This is a genomic window from Streptomyces sp. SID3343, assembly GCF_009865215.1.
Lineage (GTDB): Bacteria > Actinomycetota > Actinomycetes > Streptomycetales > Streptomycetaceae > Embleya.
Genome location: NZ_WWJX01000696.1, coordinates 1 through 7,055, shown reverse-complemented (window position 1 = coordinate 7,055; position 7,055 = coordinate 1). Strand labels below are relative to the sequence as shown.

Genomic DNA, 7,055 nt, shown 5'->3' with positions numbered 1-7,055 from the left:
TGGCGGCGGGCGATCCGCGTGCCGACGCCGGGTGGGCGGATCTCCTCGACGTCCGCGCCGACCCGGCGCCCGTCGGCGATGGCCAGGATTGCGAGGGCGCCCGAGGCGGACCAGTTGACGTGGATCCTGTCGGAGGCCGGCCGCGGGACGGGGGCGGGTTTGCCGTGCGGGCCGCGCTGCCACACGACGTCGGCGGCTTCGGTGCCGAGCCGGTCGGCGACAAGCAGGCGAACTGCGCCCCTGACCACGGTGAAGCGCTCGCCCTGGACCGGGTCGCGGGCTCGATCGGCCCGGTCCCGTTCATCGAGGTCGAGCAGGCCTCGCAGTCGGCGCAGGACGGCCGGGGGCTGGTCGGTGGAAATGCTCCAGACGTCGATCACGTCGTCGGCGTCGACCACCTCGGCGACGGCCTCGGCGTTCACGGCAGCGACGTTCACGGCAGCGACAGGGTACTGAGCCTGCCCAGACGCCGGTCGTGGTCCGCGACGAGCAGCGGGCCACCGGCTTGCGGTCGCTGCGCGAGGCGGTCGGCCAGCAGGGTCCAGACTCCGGTGAACGGCTGCCCCGGTCGGGCCGTCTCGACGGCTTCGGGGGTGGCGTGCGAGTCGAGGTCCGCCGGCGAGGCGGCGCCGGCCAGGTCTGCGGCCAGCAACAGCCCGGCTCCTCGGCCGAGTTCCCGATGGTCGGCGAGTACCGACCTCAGGGCCTGTGCGCCGTCCGCCTGCGCCTGCTGGTGGACGCGCATTCCCTCCCCCGCGCCCTCCTCGCAGACCAGGACGACGGCCCGGTGCTCCTCGGGCAGCTCGACGGGTTCGGGGGCCTCGTAGTGCAGGGCGCTCTGCTCGGCGAGAACGATCACTGCCCGCCGACAGCCACCGGTGCGGTGGTGGGCGGCGGCGATCCGAAGGGCGGTGAAAGCTGCTGCGCTGCCCTGGTCGCAGACGGCGAAGGCCGTCGGCTGCCCGGGGCAGTGGCGGCTGAGCTGGAGGGCGGCGGGGGCGCCCGGCCGGACGTCCGGGGAGGAGAAGGCGAGGATCAACAGGTCCGCGGGCTCGTCTGCGGGCAGGACCTTCCCGAGCAGGCCCTCGGCCATCTGCCCGTAGTCGTGTCCGGCCCCCTCGCTCAGCAGGTCCTCGCGCAGTGGCAGGCCGTACGGGCGGACCAAGTCGCCGACGAAGGTGCGCAGATCAGGGTGGAGCGAGGCTTCGGAGCGGCCGTCGAACCCGGCGGCGATCGCCCTGGTGACGCGCAGGCCCCGGGCCCGGGTGGCGGGCACCGGGTCAGTCCTCGTCGACGATGTGCCCGGCGACATAGTCGGTGAGGCTGCCGATCGAGCGGAGGTCGTCCACGCCGAGGTGCTCGATGTCGACCTGGATGTCGAGTTCCTCCTCGATTTCGAGGACCAGATCGACGGTGCCGGCCGAGGTGAGGCCGAGGTCCTCGAAGAAGCAGGCGTTCTCGGGGATGTCGGCGAGCTCGATCTTGAGAATGCGGGGCAGAACTTCCTCGATGCCGCGCTGGACGCGGCCGCGCAGCTCGGCGTCGACCGGTTCGGTGGTGGAGAGGGCGGGGTCAGACATGGGTGAGCCGTCCCGTGGTGAGTGATCGGGAATACGGGGGCGAGGCGCCGAGACGAGCACGGCGACAGTGCGCTGACGACACGTCAGTGCCGGAGGACCATGGCCGAGAAGGTGGCGCCGATACCGGCTGCGGCGATCAGGTAGTGATCGCCCGGCCGGAGCGCTCCGCCGGTGACGGCGGTGCGAAGGTTGATGAAGGCATCCGCAGCGAAACTGTGTCCGACCGAGGGCACGTTGTCCAACACCACCCGGTCGAGAGGATAGCCCAACTGACGGCAAATCATGCGCCAGGACGCCTGGTTGACGTTGTGCGGAAGCAGCAGCGCGATCTCGGAGAGGTCCAGACCAGCCTGATCGAGTGCGGCTTCCAAGGCCTCGATCATGGTGGGCTGGTACTCCCTCTGGTAGCGCGCCAGCAGCTCCGGGTCCTCGGCCAATCGGCCGTCGAACTCGGGCCGTTGGCGGACCGCGTAGGAGAGCACCCGGTCGCGGGCACCGCCGGGGCTGACCAGGCAGGCCGCCGAGGCCTCCGCGAAGATCGACGTGTCCGGGACGACCTGGGCATCCCGGGTGAAGGTCTTCTCCCCCGCCACCACCAGGGCCAGCGCCGACGGATCGGCATCGTCCGCCAGGAGTCGCCCGGCGAGGTCGACAGCCGACAACGAGGCCGCGCAGGCCTGCTGGGTGACGGTGAACGCGTTGGCATGGGTGAGGCCGAAGCGTTCCTGGAGTTGGTGCAGGGGGTTGAGCGGATAGGGCACCGCGACCGGCATGCTGCGCGCGTGCAGCAGGTACCGGACCCGGTGTTCGTTGCCGCGCAGCTCGGGCAGGCCCCGTACTGCGGCGTCCAGCAGGTCGAGCAGCGTCCCGTCCGGGTCCAGGCGCACCCGGTCCAGGCCGTGGAAACGGCGGAAGAGTCGAAGTTGACGTGGGGTCAGGCCGATCCGCGCGCCCACGTCCTCGATCGATTCGATTCGTGGGGGAAGGTGGACGGCCACTGCCTCCAGTGCGGTCACCCGGGCTAGTATTCCCACGCTCCGCGGGTCGCACAAGTGATCACCGACCCGGAGCCCTCCCTTTCGCCCCCGTGCCGTCGAGCTGGTGGAGCCCCCGATGACTGATTTCCGGCCTTCCTTCGTACCCCCCGAGCCCGATTCGGACTTGTCACCCGACACACCGTCCGAGCCGCCGTCCGTCGTGGACCCGGAGCTCGTGGCGCTGCTGGTCGCAGCCGCCGATGCGTTGCCCGAATGGGCGGAGTCGGTGGTACCCCAGGCCCGTCTCGACGCTGATCTGGCCTTGGACGAAACCGAGTTCGCCGTCCTGGACACGTTGCTGCGGGAGCGTTTCGGCGCCGATCTGGGCGCGCTGCGGGCCGGCCTGGATCTGGATGCGTTGGCCGCATTGACCGTCGGCGACCTGGCGGAGCTGGTGCGCCGATGAGCCGCTTCCTGCTGGTGGTGCCCCCGCTGACCGGGCACGTCAATCCGGCGTCCGGGATCGCGAAGGAGCTGACCGCGCGCGGCCACGAGGTGGCCTGGACCGGCACCGAGACAATCCTGCAGCCGCTGCTGGGTCCGGACGCACAGATCTTCGGCACCGGCACCCGGGCGTTCCGGGCACTGGGGGGCCACGGCCTGGCTTCGCTGCGCTCGCTGTGGGAGGGCTTCGTCGTCCCGTACGCGCGGTTCACCATGAAGCCGCTGGACGCGGCGGTGCGGGAGTTCCGGCCCGATGCGCTGCTGGTGGACCAACACACCCCGGCGGGCGCACTGGTCGCGCACCGGCACGGACTGCCGTGGGCGACTTTGGCGCCGGGGGCAATGGAACTGGGCCGCCCGTACCGGGCCCTGCCGCAGGTCGAGGCCTGGACGGCGGGCCTGTTGCAAGGGCTGTGGCAGCGGGCCGGGCTGCCCGCCGCAGAGTTCACCGATCCGCGGTTCTCGCCGCACCTGGTCCTGGCCACCACCGGCCGGGCGCTGCTCGGCGACCTGCCGACGTCGCCGCAGTACGCCCTGGTGGGACCGGTGTTGACCGAGCGTTCGGCGGATCCGGTGTTCCCGTGGGAGCGGTTGGACCCCGGCCGACGCACCGTCCTGGTCACCATGGGAACCATGTCGGACGCGGTCGGCGCGGACTTCCTGGACCGCACGGTCCGGGCCCTGGCCGGCTACGGCGAGGGGATCCAGGCCGTGATCGCCGCTCCGCGCGGGGTACTGCCCGCCGCTCTCGCGGACACCGTGGTGGTGGTGGAACGGGCACCGATTCTCGAGCTGTTGTCGAAGGGTGCGCTGGACGCGGTACTTTGCCATGGTGGAATGAACACCGTGGGCGAGTCGCTGGCGCACGGCGTCCCGCTGCTGATGGCGCCGATCCGCAACGACCAGCCCTTCGTGGCACAGCGGGTCGCCGAGAGCGGGGCCGGTCTCCGGGTTCCGTTCGCCCGGGTCTCCCCCCAGGTCATCGCCGAGCGGCTTCGGCAGGTGCTCGACGAACCCTCCCACCGCACGGCTGCGAAGCTGGTCGGGCGTGAACTGATGTCCGGTGGAGGGGCGGTGACGGCCGCCGACCGACTGGAGGCGCTGGTGACGGCCTCGCCGACGCCCTCCTGAATTGGTCTAGTCCATTGCTTCCTGGGTATCGAAGCATCTACTGTGAAGCAGAAGCACCGGTGCCCAGGAGCCCCTGCACCCCAGCCCAGTACGGGAGTTCCGGTTGATCGAGACCAAGGGACTTCGCAAGTCCTATCCGTCCGGAAAACGCGGCCGAACCGTTGTCGATGCCGTCCGCGGCATCGACCTGGACGTCCGAGCACGTGAAATCTTCGGATTCCTCGGCCCCAACGGCGCCGGGAAGACCACCACCCTGCGCATGCTCGCCACACTCATCCGCCCGGACGGCGGCGAGGCCCGGATCGCCGGCGCCGACCTGCTGGCCGACCCGGCCGGGGTCCGTCGGCGGATCGGCTACGTCGCCCAGGGCGGCGGCACCACCGACGCGGTCACCGCCCGCGAGGAACTGGTGCTGCAGGCCCGGATGTACGGAACCGGCAAGGCCGAAGCCCTGCGACAGGCCGAGGACGCCCTCAAGGCCTTCGACCTCACCGAGTTCGCCGACCGCCCCTGCCGCACCTACTCCGGCGGCCAGCGCCGCCGGGTGGACATCGCCCTCGGGGTGATCCACACCCCGCAGGTGCTGTTCCTGGACGAGCCGACGGTGGGCCTCGACCCGGTCGGCCGCAGCCAGGTGTGGGCCGAGATCCAGCGGCTGCGCACCGAGGGCATGACGGTGGTGGTGACCACCCACTACCTGGAGGAGGCCGACGCGCTCTGCGACCGGGTCGCGATCGTCGACCATGGCCAAGTCGTCGCCGAGGGCACGCCCGAGGCACTCAAGCGCGAGATCTCCGGCGACGTCGTCCTCCTCGGCATCGCCGCCGGCGAGAACGAGCCGGCAGCCGACGCCCTCCGCGACCAACCCTGGCTGCTCCGGCTGGAGCAGCAGGGCGAGGACGGCCTGCGGGTCTACGTGCACGACGGCGCCGCGGCCATTCCGCAGCTGCTGCGCATCCTGGACGGGGCGCGCATCGTCCCCAGGACCGTCCAGCTTCAACGGCCCAGCCTGGACGACGTGTTCCTGGCCCGCACCGGCCGCTCCATCGAACAGTCCTGACAATTCCTGGGGTCCCTTCCGTGAAGCTCGCCCGTGACACCTGGCTGGTCTTCCAGCGGCAGTCGCTGCTGATGTGGCGTACACCGATCTGGCTCGTCGTCGGGTTGACCCAGCCGATCATCTACCTGCTGCTGTTCGCTCCGCTGCTCAAGACGGCACTCGAACCCATGGGTGCCACCACCTATACCGATGCCTACCGGATATACGTCCCCGGCCTGTTGACGGTGCTCTGCATCTTCGGCGGGCTGTACACCGGATTCAGCCTGCTCGCCGAGCTGAAGGCCGGCGTCATCGAGCGTTCCCGGGTGACCCCGGTCAGCCGGTTCGCCCTGCTGCTGGGGCGGGCCCTGCGCGAAGTGGTGGCGCTGCTCGCCCAGGCCGTCGTCATCACTGTGCTCGCGCTGCCGTTCGGCCTGCGGGTCGGCCCGCTGAACCTGGTGCTGGCCTACCTGCTGCTCGGCCTGCTGGCTCTGATGACCTCGGCCATCTCGTACGGCATCGCCCTGGTGTTGCCCAACGACGCCGCGATGGCGCCGGTGGTGAACACGCTCGCCCAACCGATCGCCCTGCTCTCCGGGGTGCTGCTGCCGCTGGCGCTGGCACCGATGTGGCTGCAGACGGTGGCCAAGTGGAACCCCTTCTACTGGGCGGTGGAGGGCATACGGGCGCTGTTCTCCGGCCACATCGGCGACAGCGCGGTCTGGCAGGGGCTGCTGGTCGTCGTCGTGATGACGATCGGGGCGGTCTTCTGGTCGGCCCGGCTGTTCTCGGCCCGGGTCCGGTAGGGAACCGTCCCAACGGTCCAGACCCGACGCCGGGGTCGTGCAGTGGGAGTCCTGCCGTACATGACGGGAGGGGCCGGGCTTTGGCCCGGCCCCTCCCGTCATGTACGTCCGGCGGTGCGTTCAGCCTGCGGACTCCCGGATGAAGTCGGCCAGCCGGGCCACTCCTGCCTCGATCTGGTGCTCGCTCAGGGCGCTGATGGAGAGCCGCAGGCGACGCTCCCCGCCGCCTGCCGGGTAGAACGGGGCCATCGGGGTCCAGAGCACCCCGTGGTCGCGGGCGCAGCGCTCCATGGCCGCCTCGTCGGCGATGAACGGCACGGCGAGCACGGCGAAGAAGCCGCCTTCCGGCTCGTTCCAGGACAGGCCCAGGCGGGCTCGCTCGGCCGCCGGGAAGTGTCGTTCCAACTCCCGTAGCAGCACGGTGAGGTTGGCCGCGTAGTAGGCGCCGGCGGACGCGTTGGCGGCGCGCAGTCGGCAGTCGTGGGTGAGCAGCATGCCACCGATCACGGCTTGGCTGAGCGCGGGGGTGTTGACGGTGGTCATGCTCTTCAGTTTGGCCAGCTGGTCGGCGAGCAGGCTGGTACGGCCGTCCGGTGCGACGACTTCCTGATCGGCGATCACGTAGCCGAGCCGGGCGCCGGGGAAACAGGTCTTGGCGAAGGAGCCGAGGTAGACGACCTGGCGGCGGCGGTCGAACGCCTTCAGGGTGGGCCGTTCGCCGGGCTCGCGGGCGAAGAAGCCGTAGGGGTTGTCCTCGATCACCAGCAGTCCCTCCCCGGCTGACGCGTCCAGCAGCCTGGCGCGGGCCTCGACGGGCATGCTGGTACCCGAGGGGTTGGCGAAGTCGGGAACCACGTAGAGCGCGCGCGGACGCCGACCGGAGGCTCGTACGGCGCTCGCGGCGGCGTGCACGGCCTGCGGGTCGGGGCCGCCGTCGGGGCCCTCGGGGACCGGCACCGTGGCGAGGTCGAGCAGCCGGGCGGCGCCGGTGACGCCCACGTAGCAGGGCGAGCTGACC

At 71.1% G+C, this 7,055-nt stretch carries 8 protein-coding genes and 1 pseudogene; 4 read left to right on the top strand and 5 right to left on the bottom strand.

What is annotated here, in order from left to right; genetic code table 11:
- From GT354_RS21415 to GT354_RS21400, 4 genes and pseudogenes are all read right to left on the bottom strand, one after another.
- Positions 1-437, bottom strand: a pseudogene (locus GT354_RS21415) (hypothetical protein); the annotation flags it as partial.
- On the bottom strand, positions 434-1,276 hold the full coding sequence (locus tag GT354_RS21410; protein WP_161357967.1) for a 2-hydroxy-acid oxidase: 843 nt from the start codon (positions 1,274-1,276) through the stop codon (positions 434-436). The pseudogene GT354_RS21415 and the gene GT354_RS21410, both read right to left, overlap by 4 nt.
- Before the next feature lie 4 nt (positions 1,277-1,280).
- Positions 1,281-1,580 carry an acyl carrier protein gene (locus tag GT354_RS21405; protein WP_161357966.1) on the bottom strand — a complete coding sequence of 100 codons (300 nt, stop codon included), beginning with the start codon at positions 1,578-1,580 and terminating at the stop codon, positions 1,281-1,283.
- Between the two features lie 83 nt (positions 1,581-1,663).
- On the bottom strand, positions 1,664-2,596 hold the full coding sequence (locus tag GT354_RS21400; RefSeq protein WP_161357965.1) for a 3-oxoacyl-[acyl-carrier-protein] synthase III C-terminal domain-containing protein: 933 nt from the start codon (positions 2,594-2,596) through the stop codon (positions 1,664-1,666).
- Between the two features lie 97 nt (positions 2,597-2,693).
- Between GT354_RS21400 and GT354_RS21395 the strand changes: the two genes are divergently transcribed.
- The 4 genes from GT354_RS21395 (at position 2,694) to GT354_RS21380 (ending at position 6,037) form a co-directional block, all read left to right on the top strand.
- Positions 2,694-3,023 carry a hypothetical protein gene (locus GT354_RS21395; RefSeq protein ID WP_161357964.1) on the top strand — a complete coding sequence of 110 codons (330 nt, stop codon included), beginning with the start codon at positions 2,694-2,696 and terminating at the stop codon, positions 3,021-3,023.
- Positions 3,020-4,192: a glycosyltransferase gene (locus GT354_RS21390; RefSeq protein ID WP_161357963.1), complete on the top strand. Its 1,173-nt coding sequence runs from the start codon at positions 3,020-3,022 to the stop codon at positions 4,190-4,192. The genes GT354_RS21395 and GT354_RS21390 overlap by 4 nt, the downstream gene beginning before the upstream one ends.
- 103 nt (positions 4,193-4,295) lie before the next feature.
- Complete coding sequence (locus GT354_RS21385) at positions 4,296-5,252, top strand: ATP-binding cassette domain-containing protein (protein WP_161357962.1); 957 nt, start codon at positions 4,296-4,298, stop codon at positions 5,250-5,252.
- Between the two features lie 20 nt (positions 5,253-5,272).
- Entirely contained in the window at positions 5,273-6,037 is a 765-nt protein-coding gene (locus GT354_RS21380) for an ABC transporter permease (protein ID WP_161357961.1), read from the top strand.
- A 120-nt stretch (positions 6,038-6,157) separates the two neighbouring features.
- On the opposite strand, the gene GT354_RS21375 is transcribed toward GT354_RS21380, so the two are convergent.
- Positions 6,158-7,055: PLP-dependent aminotransferase family protein (locus GT354_RS21375; RefSeq protein ID WP_161357960.1), on the bottom strand; the 898-nt coding region annotated here is incomplete at its 5' end.